The organism is Methylobacterium sp. Leaf91 (assembly GCF_001422815.1).
Lineage (GTDB): Bacteria > Pseudomonadota > Alphaproteobacteria > Rhizobiales > Beijerinckiaceae > Methylobacterium.
Map to the genome: position 1 here is coordinate 190,693 of NZ_LMMP01000012.1, position 14,113 is coordinate 204,805.

The window sequence follows — 14,113 nt, forward strand, 5'->3', positions numbered from 1 at the left end:
CTAGCGCCATTCGGCGCTTGCCCTCGGCAGCCGTTGCCCTCACCGTTTTCGCGAAATCTTCCAAACGAGGACACGACAGCCCCGTGCCGCACGCGACAGAGCTGATTGCCATCATCGCCCTCGGTCTCGTCCTGGCCTTCGCCTGTGGGATGCTGGCCCAACGCCTGCGGCTTCCTCCCCTCGTCGGCTATCTCCTGGCCGGGGTTCTGGTTGGGCCGTACACACCCGGCTTCGTCGGCAACAGCCAACTCGCGAGCCAGCTCGCCGAAATCGGCGTGATCCTGCTGATGTTCGGGGTCGGCCTGCATTTCTCGATCAAAGACCTGATGGCGGTGCGCACCATCGCCCTGCCGGGCGCGATCGTGCAGATCGTGGCCGCTACCGCCATGGGTGGGCTGCTGGCGCATCTCTGGGGCTGGGGCATCGGCGCGGGCCTCGTCTTCGGCCTGGCCCTCTCGGTGGCGAGCACCGTGGTGCTGCTGCGTGCCCTGGAGGAGCGTCGGCTCCTCGACAGCGACAAGGGCCGCATCGCGGTGGGGTGGCTCATCGTCGAGGATCTGGCGATGGTCCTCGCCCTGGTCCTGCTCCCCGCCCTCGCACCATCCCTCGGGGGAACCGGCGACGGCGCGGCCCACCATGTCGCCGACGGCAACATCTGGCTCACCCTGGCCCTGACGCTGGCCAAGGTCGCGGTATTCGCCCTGGTGATGCTGGTGGGCGGACGCCGCGTCGTGCCCTGGCTCCTCGATCAGGCGGCCCGCACCGGCTCGCGCGAACTCTTCACCCTCGCGGTCCTCGCTTTGGCGCTGGGCATCGCCTTCGGATCGGCGGAGCTCTTCGGGGTCTCCTTCGCGCTCGGCGCCTTCTTCGCCGGCATGGTGCTGGCCGAATCCGACCTCAGCCATCAGGCGGCGGCCGATTCCCTGCCCCTGCAGGACGCGTTCGCGGTGCTGTTCTTCGTCTCCGTGGGCATGTTGTTCGATCCGGGCATCCTCCTGCGCGAGCCGCTTTCGGTGCTGGCCGTCCTCGGCATCATCCTCCTCGGCAAATCGCTCGCCGCCGTGGCCATCGTGCTGGCCTTCAAGCATCCCATCGGCACCGCGCTCACCATCGCGGCCAGTCTCGCGCAGATCGGCGAGTTCTCCTTCATCCTCGTCAGCCTCGGATTGTCGCTGAAGCTCCTGCCTACGGAAGGACGCGACCTCATCCTCGGCGGCGCGATCCTGTCGATCACGCTCAACCCGCTCTTCTTCGTCCTGGCGGAGCGGGCGACGCGCTTCTTCGCCGAGCGGCCGGAACTCGCGGCCCGGTTCGAGCGTCGCGGCGCTGCGGCGATGGCGGTGACCGAGGAGGCGAAGCCTCATCGCGGGCATGCCATCGTCATCGGCTATGGCCGTGTCGGAAGCACCATCGCCAAGGCCTTCGCCACCTGGGACCTTCCCTATCTGGTGATCGACCGCGACCGCCGCCGCGTCCTCGACCTGCGCAAGGACGGTGTCGAAGCGGTGTTCGGGGACGCCACGGCGCCGGGTATCCTCGAAGCCGCCGATATCGGCCAGGCGAAGCTCATCGTGATCGCATCGCCCGAGCCGCATACGGCGCGCCGCCTCGTCGAACTCGCCCGCGAGGCCAATCCCGGCATCGACACGCTGGTGCGCACCCATAACGATGGCGAGCGGCACTATTTCGAGGAACAGGGCGTCGGCCTCGTCCTCATGGCCGAGCGCGAACTGGCCTTCGGCATGACGCTCTACGCCCTGCGCAGCCTCGGGCTGAAGGAAGGCGAAGCCCGCATCTTCGTCGACAGCACCCGCGTGGAGAGCCGCACGGCCCCGGTCGAGGCCGAGATCGACCAGGGCGCTCCGGAACTCCGCCCGCACAAGGCGGATGTGGTCGAAGGGTAGGGCTTGGTCTGCGGTCCTGCGAAGGACGGGATGGGTTCCGTCTTTTCAAACACATCCTGCGGGCAGGCATCGTCCTGAGTCCGTCCGAGCGCCCGGGTAGTGCGACGCGACCCACCCCATGTCCGGAGCATTTCGTATCGAGTGACCGGCCGATCGGTCCGATGAGCTCCGGGGGCGTCCCGGCTCAGGCAGGTCCTGCCAGGGCGCTCTTGGGCAGTAGCATGTGCACCCCCTTGTTGCCGTCGACCGTTTGCGTGATCCGGAGGTTCCCGGCGAGCGAGCACAGCATGTAGGCCTGATTGCGGGTCAGGCCGCTGCGTGCGCAGACATGGCGGACCATCTCGCGTACCGCCTGGCGCATGGCCTCGTCGAGGCTTTCATGCAGGCCGATCGTCATGAGATCGGTCGGGGTCTCGGCAAACGGCCACGCATAGCCGAGATCCTTGCGCACGGTCAGCCGAAAGGTCCCCGATAGGCCGGTCTCGAGAGCGGTGATGCAGACCTCGCCGTCACCCTGCACGCCGTGGCCGTCGCCGGCATAGAAGCCCGCGCCCGGGTTGAAGACTGGCAGATACAGCGACGTGCCGACCTTGAGTTCCTTGTTGTCCATGTTCCCGCCGAAGGCGCGGGGAACCGGAGAACCGACCCTTCCCCAGGCTGCGGGAGGCGCCGTGCCCATGATTCCGAAGAACGGATCGAGGGGCAACTCGGCGCCCCAGGGCAGGATCGCGACGCCGCGGGCGACGTCGATGTCGGGATGGATCGTCTCGTAGTCGGTGAACTCGTCCGGCAGGGTGCCGAGCAGCGGAAGGATCGCCACGAAGCCCCAATCCATGCGGAACTTCAGATCGAGGATGTCGACTTGGAGCACGTCGCCGGGTTCCGCCCCGCGGACATGGACCGGACCGGTGACGAAATGCGGCCCGGGGCCGGAGGCGAGGGTATCGAGGGCGGCGAGGTAATCGGCCGGCACCCGGGCCGGATCGGGATGGAGCGATTCCTTGCCGCCGGCCGGAAACGAATGGAGCGTGACGGTGTCGCCGGACTCGACCTCCAGGACCGGCGGCAGAGCGGCGTCGAAATAGCCGAGCACCATCGTGTCGGGGGTCGCGGGAATCTCGTGATGCGTCGACATGAGGGATCCTTCCGAAGGTCTGATGGCGGCTGGTCAGACCGCGATGTGCCGGGACAGGGTGGCGTGGTCCAAGGTGTCGCGCGTGCCCCGTTCGACCACGTTGCCGCGCGAGAGCACGACGAAGGAATCGGCGAGGCGAACCGCGAATTCGAGATATTGCTCCACGAGAAGCACGGTGATCCGGCCTTTGAGCTCTTCGATCACGGCCTCGATCGCCGAGACGATGGAGGGTTGAATGCCTTCCGTGGGCTCGTCGAGGAGGATGAGGCGGGGGCGTGTGCTCAGCGCGCGGGCGATGGCGAGTTGCTGCTGCTGACCGCCCGAAAGATTGCCGCCGGGCCGGTTCCACAGGTCGCGCAGGGCCGGGAACAAGGCGACCGCTTCATCCACGGCGTCGGTGCGGTCCAGCCCATGTGCCCGGGCGGCGACACGCAGGTTCTCGGCCACGGTGAGGTCGGCGAAGATCTCGCGCCCTTGCGGCACGATGGCGAGGCCCGCCCGCGCTCGCCGGTCGGGAGACATGTCGGTGATGTCGGTCTCGCCGAGGATGATGCAGCCACGGCTCACCGGAATCAGGCCGGCAAGACAGCGCAACAGCGTTGTCTTGCCGGCGCCGTTGCGGCCCAGCACCGCCATGCAGGAACCCGGCTCGATGGACAGGTCGACGTTCCGCAGGACTTGCGCGCTGCCGTAATGCTGGTCGAGGCCGGTGACGGACAAGCCGAGCGGAACCGGCGACAGGGAGGGGGACACGTCGCTCATCGGCCGAGGAACACCTCGATGACCCGTGAATCGGCGCGCGCACCCTCCATCCCGCCCTCGAACAGGGTGCGGCCCTCGTGAAGCACGGTCACCCGGTCGGCGATCGCCTCCACGAAAGCCATGTCGTGCTCGATCACCAGGATGGCTCGGTCGGGCCGGCGCAGGGATCGGATGAGATCGGCGGTGCGTGCAGTCTCGGCATCGGACAATCCTGCTACCGGCTCGTCGAGGAGGACCAGCTTCGGCTGCGAAGCCAGGACCATGCCGATCTCCAACCATTGCTTCTCCCCGTGCGCCAGGGAACCGGCGAGGGTGTCCGCACGCGTTTCCAACCCGGTCTCGGCGAGGGATACCGCGATGCGGTCGGATCGCTCGGAGATCGGGCAGTCGAGGCCACAGCCGATCTCGAGGTTTTCGCGCACGGTCAGGGCAGGAAAGACGCTGGGCTTCTGGAACTTGCGACGCACGCCCGCACGGGCGATCTCGGCTTCCGAGCGGCGGGTCAGGTCGAGGTCGTCGCCGAGCATGATGCGGCCCGAGGTCGGTTTGGCGATGCCCGTGATGGCGTCGAGAAGGGTGGTCTTGCCAGCGCCGTTCGGACCGATCACCGCCCGGACCTCACCAGGATCGATGGCCAGTGACAGCTCGTCCAGGGCGCGGAACCGCCCGAACACGACGCTCAGATTGTCGATGGTCAGGGCGCTCATCCGAGCCTCCCGCCGCGCCGCAGCCAGGTCGGCTTCAGGCGCAGGGCCGCGAGGTCGAGGAGGCCGTTCGGCAGCCCCAGCACCACGACGAGGACGAGCCCCGACAGGATGAAGGGCCACACCTCCGGCATCGCGGCGCTCAGCCAGAACTTGAGGGCGTTGACCGCCACGGCGCCGATCACCGCGCCGCCGAGCCTTCCCATCCCGCCGATGGCGACCCAGACTGCGATCTCGATGGAGAGATCAGGGCTCAGCACGCGCGGGTTGATGATGCCGACCTGAGGCACGTAGAGGATCCCGGCGATGGCGGCGATCGTCGCGGAGAGGCACCAGATCCAGAGCTTCAGGCGCGTCGTGCTGTAGCCGAGGGTGCGCAGGCGGGCCTCGTCGTCGCGGCAGGCCAGCATGCGCCGGCCGATACGGCCGACCACAAGGGCACGCGTGACCACGAGGATCAGGGCCAGGGCCAGCAGCGTCGCCACGGCCAGACCCGTGACCATGCCGGGCGCGCCGATGGGATAGCCGAACAGGAGCGGGAATCCGGTCATGCCGTTATTCCCGCCGAGACCGGTATCGTTGCGGAACATCAGCAGCATGGCGACATAGACCAGGGCCTGACTGATGATCGAGAAGTAGACGCCGTTCACCCGCGAGCGGAACGAGGCATAGCCGAACAGGAAAGCGATGGCGGCCGACAGGACCAGGGCCACGACCAAGGCATACGGCGCGCTCGCGAGACCGGACCAATAGATCGGCAGGGTCTTCCAACCCATGAACTGCATCAGGTCCGGCGCCACGCCGGTGACGGCATAGGCGTGGGAGAGCAGGTGCATCGCGCAGACATAGCCGCCGATGGCGAAGAACAGGCCATGTCCCAGGCTGAGAATGCCGAGATAGCCCCAGACCAGATCGAGGGAGACGGCGAGGATCGCGAAGGCCGCGAGTTGGCCGACCATGTTGACGAGGTAGGGGGCGGGTTGCAGCAGGAGGATTGCGAGCGCGCCGGCGAGGACGAGACCGATCACCGCCGCCAGCAAGGGATCTCCCCCCAAAGCCGGAAGACGCCAACGGGACGCCGGCATGGGCCGAGATCGTGTCATGGGCTGAGATGGTGTCATCAGCGAGGGTTCCACGGCCTCGCTCATCGCCGCCGCCTGACGGCGAACAGCCCTTCGGGCCGGCGCTGGAGGAAGAGGATGATGCCCACGAGCACGATGACCTTGGCAGCGACCGCGCCGTAGAACGGCTCGATCAGGACGTTGGCCCCGCCGATGCCGAGGGCCGCCACGAGGGTGCCGATGACGGTACCGACGCCACCGAGCACCACCACCATGAAACTGTCGACGATGAAGGTCGCGCCCATGCCCGGATTGACGCTGTAGATCGGGCACAGGGCCACACCGGCGAGCCCCGCCAGTCCCGAGCCGAAGCCGAAGGCGAGGCGGTCGACCCGGCGGGTGCGGATGCCGAGACAGGCCGCCATGTCGCGATTCTGCGTCACCGCACGGATGTCGAGGCCGAGCGGCGAGCGCTTCAGGATCAGGAGCGTCAGCACCAGGGTGATCGCCGCGAAGGCGATGGCGAAGAGCCGGTTCCAGGTCACGATGAAATCGGCATAGAGGGGCACGCCGCCGCTCACGTAGGACGGCATGGCGAATTGCAGGTTCTGCGATCCGAAGACCACGCGCACGAAATTGATGAGGAACAGGCTCACGGCCCAGGTGGCGAGCAGGCTCATCAACGGTCGACGATAGAGGTGGCGCAGGATCAGCGCTTCGATGACGATCCCCACCATGGCGGCGGCGAAGAAGGCGACGGGGATCGCCGCGAGGAGATAGAGGTCGAGGAAGCCCGGAGCGAAGCGGCGGAACGCCTCCTGCACGGCATAGGCCGCATAGGCGCCGACCATGATGAACTCGCCCTGTGCGAGGTTGATCACGCCCATCAGTCCGAAAATGATCGCCAGCCCCGCGGCGGCCATGAACAGGATGCTGGCGAAGCTCAAGCCGTTGTAGAGGAGCGCGAGGCCGTTGCCGATCCACACAGCGCGTTCGACCTTGGCGATCGCGGCCTCCAAAGCCGCACGGAAGGCGGGGTCGGCGCGATAGGCCGGATCACTCTTCAGGGCGGAGAGCCGCGAGAAGGCAGCACCCGAGAGAGCCTCGGCCACCGCCCGGATCGCCGCCAGGCGACGCGCCGGATCGGGCGAGGACAAAGCCGCTCCCTGTGCCGCCACGCCGATTGCCGTCTTTAATCCGGCATCGCTCTCGTTGTCCTGCGCCCGCACCAGCACGGCATCGGGGACGCCCGCCATGCGCCGCTCGACGGCTGCCAACCCCTTCCGTCGAAGCTCCACCGTCTCGCCCGCGATGAGGGCCGAGATGCCGAGGGCGGTCTCCACGAGGCCGCGCTGCCGGAGGCCGAGCACCGGCGAACGTCCGCCATTCGTGGAACGAACGCCGCCGCTCACAACCTCGCGCCCGTCCGGTGCCCCGGCCTTCTCGAGCAGAACAGCCGTATCGCCGAGGCAGACGAGGCGTCTCTCAAGCAAGCCGCCCAGCAGGATGCCGGCGAAAGCGAGATCCTCGGCCGTTACCTCACCGCTCGACCGGATCAGCGCATCGAGCACCCGGCTCTGCGCGGCCCCGTCACCGCACAGACCGACGGCGAAGCCCGCGCGCTCGAAGCTAGGCGACGCTCCGAAGGCCGGCTGCATCAGACCGGCGACGAGCAGGATCGCGCCGCAGAGCCAGGATTTCAGGCTCTCAACCATACGGGCTGAACGGCACGGGTTTGGAGGCGTCGGGCGATTGCCAGAGGATGTCGAAGCCCTGCTTCTCGTTGACCGAGCCGATGAAGACGCCGCGGGCGACGTAGTTGTTCTCTCCCGTCATCGTCAGTGTGTAGCCGGAGGGATCGGCGAAGCTCAGGCCGGCGAAGGCCTTGCGCACTTCGGGCACGTCGAAGCTCCCGGCCTTCGCCGCCGCCAGGGCCCAGAGCTGAACGCTGTCATAGGCCGAGACCATCGGATCGATGACGGTGTCGGCGCTGAAGGGCACGGATTTGGCCTTCACGTAAGCAGCCCAATCCGCAAGGAACCGGGTATTGGCCTCCGCCTTCGCCGCCTGGAGATAGGCCCAGCAATTGAGGTGGCCGACGAGAGGCGCCGTATCCAGTCCTTCGAGATCGGCCTCCACCATATCGAGGCCGAGGATCGGCACATCGGTGGCCCGGATGCCCTGGTTGGCGAATTCGCGCAGGAAATCCGGAATCGACGAGCCCACCACCGTGAGCACGACGATCGGTTGCCCGCCGGGCTCGGCGGCGAAGCTGCGAATCTGGTTCACCAGGGTCTGGAAGTTGGAGAAACCCAGGGGCACGTATTCCTCGCGCCAGGCCGTCGCCGCCACGCCCTTCGATGCCCAATAGGCCTTGAGTTGCTTGTTGATCGTGCGCGGCCAGACGTAATCGGAGCCGATCATGAAGAAGCGTTTGGCCCCGACGCCCTCGGCACCCATTAGGTAATCCACCGCAGGCAGCACCGAGCTCGCCGGCGGTGAATTCACATAGACGACGTTCTTCGAATTCTCGTCGCCTTCGAAGTGAAGAGGATAGAACAACAGCCCGTCATTCTGCTCCACCACCGGTAGGACAGACTTGCGCGAGACCGAGGTCCAGCAGCCGAACAGGGCGGCGACCTTCTCCTGCTGCAGCATCTGCCGGCCGATCTGGGCGTAGAGCGGCCAATCCGAAGCCGGGTCCGAGGTCACCACCTCGATCCGGCGTCCGTTGACGCCGCCCTTGGCGTTGATTCCATCGGCCGCCATGCGCACCACATGGTTCAGGCGGCCTTCGATATTGGCCATCGTGCCCGAGGAGGAGAACAGGCATCCGAGCTTGACCGTGTCGGCGGCCCAGGCCGGACGGATGATTGCGGGGGCGGCGAGCGCCGCCGCGGTCCCGATGAAATGACGCCTCGTGACATCGACCATGGGCTTCGAACCTCCCCCGATACGACCCGAAGTTTCCAATTCCTCAGGACTGAACGGAAGGTCAAATAGGCTGCATGCCCCCCCTGGGATGCGCAAAAGGTCATCGGACCGCCTGCAACATGGGCTGGATCCGATGCAAAACGTCAAAATTCGCATTTGCGCCGTCAGCTATTCGCCGGCCTGTCCTCCCATTCCACGGTGCGCTTCTTGCTGGTGCATCTTGCTCGAAGCCAAACCCCATCTTCGATCGCGAAGGTCTACACATGCGTCGATGCCGACACACCGATCAGGAGGTCGCCTTTCTCCTTAGGGAAGCCGAGAATGGGACTCCCATTTCGGCCATCTGCGAGACGGCTCATATCTCCGTCGGCACGTTCTACCGCTGGCGTCGCCGCCTCGGCGGTCTACCGCCGGCAGGCGTCGCCCATCTCGGGCAGATCGAACGCGAGAACGCCGCATTGCGGGCCGAACTGGCTCGCCTGAGGCATTCCTTGCTCGCCCTGACCCCACGCTATCCCGATCACCGGGTGGATATCACGACCAAAGCCCTCGACCGCGCTGAGACACCCCCAGCCCATGGCGAAGGCGTGCGCTATCGCGGAGAAGCCGCCACGGTCGGTCGCTACGCCTTCGTGCGCGGCGCCAACTGAAGCCCGGCTCCGTTACGGGAGAGGTTCGTCGAGGATCGGACCATGCCGGCGCATCGGGGGCCGGTGAGATGCATGAACGTGTGCGCCCAATGCTGCTCCGGATGGCTATCCGAGTCTCGCATGGCGAAACGCCGCTTTGACCGCCGACACCGTTGCGCGGGGCCACGGCTTGGGTTAGGTGTCATCCACGGTCAGCACCCGTAGCTCAGCTGGATAGAGCGTTGCCCTCCGAAGGCAAAGGTCACACGTTCGAATCGTGTCGGGTGCGCCAATTTTTTCAATGACTTAGCTGTTTTGTCGTTTGTTGAAGAACGGGCTGCGGAAGCGCTGCGGAAGCAAGTGGGGCGAATCAGCCCATCCCTATCGTTTAGATCTCAGCTCGATTCCAGGCAGATGGGCCCCGAGCATGCTGGGTGTCAGTGCTGGTAGTGAGGTCTCCTTCCCGCCGGTTCTAGACGCGAGAGCAGGGAGCCAGAAGTCGTGCATGCAAGGATCAAGAGGCTTGCCTCGAGCGTGCTCATGCACCTAGTTTGCGCTGAACGTGGGGCAGACTCTTGGTTGATGAATCACCGAATACGTCGGCCGCAGCGACGTCACAGGGCGTAGCGGACGGCACTCTGCCACTCTTAGCTGATAACGCCGCGTTGTCGCAGTGGCTTGCCGAGGCGAGCAATGAGGGATTGGTCGCCCGCACCCGGCTTAAGGCGAGCGAGCGTGTCATTGCGCGCGTTACGGACGGCATCTATCGGCAGCCAGCATCCGCACTTAGAGAGCTCATCTCCAACGCTTGGGATGCTGATGCGAATCAGGTTTCAATCTTAACCGACGCCCCTCGTTTTTCGCGAATATATGTGCGCGACGATGGGGCGGGCATGTCCCATCAAACGCTCTCGCGCTTACTGCATTCCATCGGCGGAAGTGCGAAAAGACGCGAGGAAGGACAGGAGCTTGGCGTAACAGCGAAAGATGACGCTGACCGGACGCCAAAAGGCAGGCTGCTAATCGGCAAGATAGGCATCGGGCTGTTTTCCGTGAGCCAGCTTGCTCGCAAGTTTCGCATAGTAACGAAGGTGAAAGGCGAAAGTTACAGACTAATCGCTGAAATAAGTCTCCGAGCCTACTCTGAGGACGACTCCGATGACGACGAGTCTGAGGCCGACGACAGCTTTATCAGCGGAGATGTTCTGATAACCCGTGAGCACACGAACGATACAAGTGCACATGGGACTGACGTTGTCTTGGATGACGTTAAGCCGCGAGTCCGCGACTTGTTACGTAGCGCGGACCGGTGGAGATCCGTAGACGAAAAAGCAGCTGCTGTTGCGAGAGGCGACTTCGAATTTGCAGCGACCATTCGAACTGAAGCGCCGGTCTATCACTCTGGTTGGATTGCTGATCTCGGCGTCCGCGAGGATGGCGCCGATATTTTGAGCCGCCCCCCCAATCTACCATGGGGGGCATCCGATCCTGCGGGCTCGCGTATGGGCAAGCTTATGGATGCCGTTGAAAGGGAGTTTACAAAATTTGAACGGCCGGATTTGGCAAATACCCTTGATACCTATTTAGAAACGATATGGACACTAGCTCTTTCGGTTCCGGTTGGCTATGTCGACAAGCATCCATTCGAGCTGACTTCAGACGCGTCTGTACGCTTATTCTGGATATCGAATGAAACCCGAGGACAAGCGCAAGAATTAGACCTGCCCCCCGGGAAAACTGTTCGACTTGCTGTCAAGGAGCAGGTTAAAGGCAATCCTGATCTATTGGACGGTGCAGCTGATCCTGCTGGAGGGTTCAAGGTAACCCTTGACGGTGTTGAACTGAAGCGCCCGATACGCTTCAAGTTTATACGAACAGAGCGCCGCGGACTTGAAAAGACTATGCTATTCGTGGGTCGTTACGCCCCAAACCTTCACCGGGTAGATAGAAATGTAACTGGCGGAGGCTTGGAACTCGAAGGATATTTGTTTTGGAACGGACGAGTAGTTCCTAAGGAAAACAACGGTGTATTGATCAGAATTCGTGGATCTAGCGGCGCATTGTTTGATCCTACGTTTTTTAAATATCAAATTTCTGAGCAGACGCGACTTCGCCAGATAACCTCCGAGTTGTTTATTCAGCGCGGACTAGATGCTGCGCTAAATATAGATCGTGAGTCTTTCAATTTTTCACACCCCCACGTTCAACTCGTTACGCTGTGGCTCCATCGCGCCATTAGACAATTAACGAACAAACACAAAGACCTCAGCGGTCGAGCGCGAGAAAATCGTAGGGACGAAGAAGCCGCCGATCTAAGAAGCGCGGTGGCTACCTATGCAGAAACAGTGTGGCGGAGCCACCGTGGTTCTGAGCCGCCCCCCGAGGTAACAATTTCCCCGGATGTTTTCCGCGCCCAGGAGGCTCGCCAGCAGGGTTATATAGCATACTCGCGCCACGAGATGCCCAGCTTGGCCGTACATCAATCTGCCGTGCGAACAGATCGAGACAGCCGTGCGAAAGCGCTTGTCCAAGTGCTTTCTGCCTTCGGAGTACTCGACGACCGATCCTATGAAGAGCAGCAGATCATGATTGACGCAATTTTGCGGATCTTCTTTGAAATGCCTGCCCAATGATGAGCGCACAAGATCATGGGACGAGCGAGCCAGAAAACGAAGAGGATCTTCGTGCGATCTTCGGGCAATTAGTTGGAGCGGACATAGATGCGCCTTCGGGGCTCGCAAGCAAGAGGCGTGGGTTTCTTCCATGGCACCATCCCGTAAAGCAAGTCGTCCGCGATCGGCAATGGGCAGATCTTACTGTTCGGCTTATTAAAGCTCGTGCGACACAGGGCGATACCCTCCGCTACTTCACACTTCCCGGAGCAGATCTTCTAGATGTCCGCGTGCTTGCAGAAAAGTGCTCGGCCATAAATGTGAGAATTGAATACTTTGGGTTTAACTCGGGCTATGTTGCTGCTCAGGGGGATCTCACTGAACTGAACGAGGATCAGGGGGCATGGATTAGCGCTGAGTCAGCTCTTCGTCAGGCTAATCGCATCACTGGGGATGCAGTAATATTACCAGATAGACTTGAGGATATTGCAATCAACAACTCACAGGCCGCCGAGCAACTTCGACTGCGCGACATATTTGACGTCGTCAATATTGATGCCTGTGATCATCTTGCTTACAAGCCGACAGGTAGAGATGTTTGTACCTTTGATGCTCTGAACGCCATTTTGAAGCATCAAATGGTTGCGAAGAGGCCGTGGTTGCTTTTTATTACGACCCGAGTTCACCCGGATTTGCTCGGACAACCAGGGCTTGAGTTTCAGCGGGCGATCAGTGAGAATCTTCGGGCCAGTGCCGAACAGTTCGGGGGTGCGCTAGCGGAAGCCATCGGTGCCGACCCAACGCGCTTGCTAGCCGCACTTGCCGGAGCTTGGGCGAGTACTGACAGCTCATTTTTGAAGCTATACACAATTGGACTTGGCAAATTTCTGCTTCAATTTTTTCATGCACAGCCGAATCTGCCCGCTCTTGTCGAGCTCGCGAGCGCCTACGCATATAGAGTTCATGGCGATCAGCCTGACATGCTGGCACTGGCTTTTCGTATTAGCCCGGAGGCGCAGCGGGCTTTCCCCGCCAACGCCGGTGGCGTAACCGTTGTGCCATCTTTAGAGCCACAGCGCGCAGTCAAGCTCGCCGAGCGTGCTCAGCGCTTGCAAGATCTAGATCGCGCGATGGAAGCAGAGCCAGATCTACGAAGCGAAGCTCTGAGGAACACAGAGAGTTTGTTACGTTCCGCCAACTACGATGAACAAGCTTGGAGAGATTGGCTGGCGGCCCACCCTCAAAGACCTATGACTGTCGACGAAGTTGTTGTCGAGTTGTCTTAGAAATATGGGGCTCGACAACTTTCCGGAGGAACGGAAGAGGACGAAAAGGATGTTTATCTTGCTTCTGTGGCCGGTGTTTTAGCTGTCTCGAGATAGATTCGGCCACGGCTTGTGCCAGTAATGGGGGCACTGCTTCGCTGACCTGGGCGAACTGAGACGACAGCGACCCTACAAGCTCATAGTTTTTAGGAAAGCTTTGTAGCAGCATTGCTTCATAGACGCTAAGGCGCCTGTGGCAATTGGGGTGTATGTGAACTTCTCTATTACCATAAGCTACAGTGATGCTTGGCGTCTCCCAAGCAAGTGTTTTGAAGCTTCTTTTGCTTCCATTCCCCGGAATAAGTGCGCCGGGCGCTAGAAACTTCGAAGATTTGGGTTGCATGCACCAATGGTTAGGATGAGCTGGAAATTTGGCCGGATCTGCTCCCCGTTCAAAATAGGCAGGTTCAGGTAGCCCACCGATAGCGTAACGAACAGTTACACTTTCTTGGTCCAACGTTGTAGGAATAGGTGGAAGCCAGCGCTGATCATTAAATAAATGTCGATTTATTCCCACCAGGAAAAGACGCTCTCGCTTCTGAGGTGTTTGATACAATGATGCATTTAGGATGTGCTTCTCAACATTAAAGCCGATGCTATCCATCCGACGAATAATTGCGGAAAGCCGGTCCGCATGCTCGCGTCTGCATAAACCTGTTACATTCTCCATTACAAAGAACTGAACTGGCTTCCTATTATTAAGACGCTCTAGGATATCGCAATAAACCAGCGGCAGAGTGTGCCTTATATCACTCTCTAGAACTGTGCGATTTGCTTGGCTAAAGCTCTGGCACGGCGGCCCGCCAATCAAGCCTGTAGGTTCAAACCGCTTTCCATATAGCTGGTCTAAATGGTCGAGCGTAAGCTCTTTGACGTCCGCCACCAACGCGACTGCGTTGGCAGGCTTACGATTGTGGTTGTAAGAGGCAACGCTGTCGGCCTTCTTATCGAACGCCAATCCAACTTTATAGCCCGCTTTCTCGAACCCAAGGTCCAGGCCCCCAGCGCCGCAAAACAAACTCAGCAGCACGGATGACACCCTCTTCC

Annotated in this window: 11 protein-coding genes and 1 tRNA gene; 5 read left to right on the forward strand and 7 right to left on the reverse strand. The window is 62.1% G+C overall.

Annotated features, from left to right (window positions below):
• Nucleotides 1-83: 83 nt before the first annotated feature.
• Nucleotides 84-1,904 (forward strand): YbaL family putative K(+) efflux transporter, encoded by a 1,821-nt coding sequence (gene ybaL / locus ASF32_RS11745; protein ID WP_056428206.1) that lies wholly within the window; start codon nucleotides 84-86, stop codon nucleotides 1,902-1,904.
• Between the two features lie 184 nt (nucleotides 1,905-2,088).
• On the opposite strand, the gene ASF32_RS11750 is transcribed toward ybaL, so the two are convergent.
• Genes ASF32_RS11750 through ASF32_RS11775 form a run of 6 tightly spaced genes read right to left on the reverse strand, consistent with a single transcriptional unit; the run spans nucleotide 2,089 to nucleotide 8,500 of the window.
• Nucleotides 2,089-3,039, reverse strand: coding sequence for an acetamidase/formamidase family protein (locus tag ASF32_RS11750; RefSeq protein ID WP_056428208.1), 951 nt, complete (start codon nucleotides 3,037-3,039; stop codon nucleotides 2,089-2,091).
• A 33-nt stretch (nucleotides 3,040-3,072) separates the two neighbouring features.
• Nucleotides 3,073-3,801 (reverse strand): urea ABC transporter ATP-binding subunit UrtE, encoded by a 729-nt coding sequence (gene urtE, locus ASF32_RS11755; protein ID WP_056428210.1) that lies wholly within the window; start codon nucleotides 3,799-3,801, stop codon nucleotides 3,073-3,075.
• A complete protein-coding gene (locus ASF32_RS11760) occupies nucleotides 3,798-4,508 on the reverse strand; it encodes an ATP-binding cassette domain-containing protein (protein WP_056428213.1) in 711 nt (236 codons plus the stop codon). Before ASF32_RS11760 ends, urtE begins: the two co-directional genes overlap by 4 nt.
• Nucleotides 4,505-5,590 carry an urea ABC transporter permease subunit UrtC gene (gene urtC / locus ASF32_RS11765; protein WP_082470401.1) on the reverse strand — a complete coding sequence of 362 codons (1,086 nt, stop codon included), beginning with the start codon at nucleotides 5,588-5,590 and terminating at the stop codon, nucleotides 4,505-4,507. Before urtC ends, ASF32_RS11760 begins: the two co-directional genes overlap by 4 nt.
• 59 nt (nucleotides 5,591-5,649) lie before the next feature.
• Nucleotides 5,650-7,281 carry an urea ABC transporter permease subunit UrtB gene (gene urtB / locus ASF32_RS11770; protein ID WP_056428216.1) on the reverse strand — a complete coding sequence of 544 codons (1,632 nt, stop codon included), beginning with the start codon at nucleotides 7,279-7,281 and terminating at the stop codon, nucleotides 5,650-5,652.
• Nucleotides 7,274-8,500: a transporter substrate-binding protein gene (locus tag ASF32_RS11775; RefSeq protein WP_056428219.1), complete on the reverse strand. Its 1,227-nt coding sequence runs from the start codon at nucleotides 8,498-8,500 to the stop codon at nucleotides 7,274-7,276. The genes urtB and ASF32_RS11775 overlap by 8 nt, the downstream gene beginning before the upstream one ends.
• A 263-nt stretch (nucleotides 8,501-8,763) precedes the next feature.
• Between ASF32_RS11775 and ASF32_RS11780 the strand changes: the two genes are divergently transcribed.
• The 4 genes from ASF32_RS11780 to ASF32_RS25295 all read left to right on the forward strand — a co-directional run bounded on the left by ASF32_RS11780 (nucleotide 8,764) and on the right by ASF32_RS25295 (nucleotide 13,027).
• A complete protein-coding gene (locus tag ASF32_RS11780; protein WP_056428224.1) occupies nucleotides 8,764-9,150 on the forward strand; it encodes a transposase in 387 nt (128 codons plus the stop codon).
• A 194-nt stretch (nucleotides 9,151-9,344) separates the two neighbouring features.
• A tRNA-Arg gene (locus tag ASF32_RS11785) sits at nucleotides 9,345-9,421 on the forward strand.
• A gap of 283 nt (nucleotides 9,422-9,704) precedes the next feature.
• Nucleotides 9,705-11,762 carry an ATP-binding protein gene (locus ASF32_RS11790; RefSeq protein WP_200919102.1) on the forward strand — a complete coding sequence of 686 codons (2,058 nt, stop codon included), beginning with the start codon at nucleotides 9,705-9,707 and terminating at the stop codon, nucleotides 11,760-11,762.
• The gene (locus ASF32_RS25295) at nucleotides 11,759-13,027 is read left to right on the forward strand and encodes a hypothetical protein (RefSeq protein ID WP_156467772.1); all 1,269 of its coding nucleotides are present in this window, start codon (nucleotides 11,759-11,761) and stop codon (nucleotides 13,025-13,027) included. The genes ASF32_RS11790 and ASF32_RS25295 overlap by 4 nt, the downstream gene beginning before the upstream one ends.
• Here the strand turns inward: ASF32_RS25295 and ASF32_RS11795 are convergent.
• Nucleotides 12,990-14,096: a DNA cytosine methyltransferase gene (locus tag ASF32_RS11795; protein ID WP_082490406.1), complete on the reverse strand. Its 1,107-nt coding sequence runs from the start codon at nucleotides 14,094-14,096 to the stop codon at nucleotides 12,990-12,992. The genes ASF32_RS25295 and ASF32_RS11795 overlap by 38 nt on opposite strands.
• Nucleotides 14,097-14,113: the final 17 nt, after the last annotated feature.

Coding starts and splice junctions, on each gene's coding strand:
- urtC (WP_082470401.1), bottom strand. CDS start 5,590: ATGCCGGCGTCCCGTTGGCGTCTTCCGGCTTTGGGGGGAGATCCCTTG.
- ASF32_RS11780 (WP_056428224.1), top strand. CDS start 8,764: ATGCGTCGATGCCGACACACCGATCAGGAGGTCGCCTTTCTCCTTAGG.
- urtB (WP_056428216.1), bottom strand. CDS start 7,281: ATGGTTGAGAGCCTGAAATCCTGGCTCTGCGGCGCGATCCTGCTCGTC.
- ASF32_RS25295 (WP_156467772.1), top strand. CDS start 11,759: ATGATGAGCGCACAAGATCATGGGACGAGCGAGCCAGAAAACGAAGAG.
- ASF32_RS11750 (WP_056428208.1), bottom strand. CDS start 3,039: ATGTCGACGCATCACGAGATTCCCGCGACCCCCGACACGATGGTGCTC.
- ASF32_RS11775 (WP_056428219.1), bottom strand. CDS start 8,500: ATGGTCGATGTCACGAGGCGTCATTTCATCGGGACCGCGGCGGCGCTC.
- urtE (WP_056428210.1), bottom strand. CDS start 3,801: ATGAGCGACGTGTCCCCCTCCCTGTCGCCGGTTCCGCTCGGCTTGTCC.
- ASF32_RS11760 (WP_056428213.1), bottom strand. CDS start 4,508: ATGAGCGCCCTGACCATCGACAATCTGAGCGTCGTGTTCGGGCGGTTC.